This window comes from Bacillus sp. AY2-1 (assembly GCF_008368965.1).
Classification (GTDB): Bacteria; Bacillota; Bacilli; order Bacillales; family Bacillaceae_G; genus Bacillus_A; species Bacillus_A thuringiensis_S.
In genome coordinates, this window is the sequence record NZ_QPEL01000343.1 from 301 (window position 1) to 879 (window position 579).

The following is a 579-nucleotide window of genomic DNA, read 5'->3' on the forward strand; positions in this document are numbered from 1 at the left end:
ATCATATATTAATTAATTGTAGTTAGCATCTAAATATCAGAGTAGATAAGTAAACGAAATAAGCTAAGTTCTTTTCTTAATTCTACAAGATATAATTATTGAACTTGAGAAAACAGTGAAGCACTACAAAATACAGTGGTAGTCAATGCGAGGACCGAGATAGAAAAATATTACAAATAAAACGAAAGTAACAGGAGATACTGTACCACCGCAAGAAATAACAGTCAAAGTTCCAATTCAATCATTTATACAAATTGAATTCAAAAAATAAATACTGCTAATTTAAATATGAAACTGAAAAACTATTTTGCTCCAAATTTTAGAAAAAGATAATAAAGAAGTCGTGAAATCGGAAAAAGAGGAAAGCGATACGGCTATTTTTGAAACACTATGTTTTGAAAAGTACAAGGTGGAGGAAATTCAAGTGCTCAATTAAACATTTAATTGAGAGAAAGGTCTTTTCATCAACTAAAAATAAAAATAAAAATAAAAAACGAATGGAATATTCAAAAAATGACACTATATTACTGGTCGTAACATTAGTTTTACTTTCCACAAAAGAGGGAAAAATATATAGAC

At 27.6% G+C, this 579-nt stretch carries 1 protein-coding gene; it reads left to right on the plus strand.

Translation table 11 applies throughout. The annotated features are described in order from the left end of the window. The first annotated feature begins 307 nt into the window (after window positions 1–307). On the plus strand, window positions 308–436 hold the full coding sequence (locus DN403_RS30950) for a hypothetical protein (RefSeq protein ID WP_003281887.1): 129 nt from the start codon (window positions 308–310) through the stop codon (window positions 434–436). Window positions 437–579 lie beyond the last annotated feature (143 nt).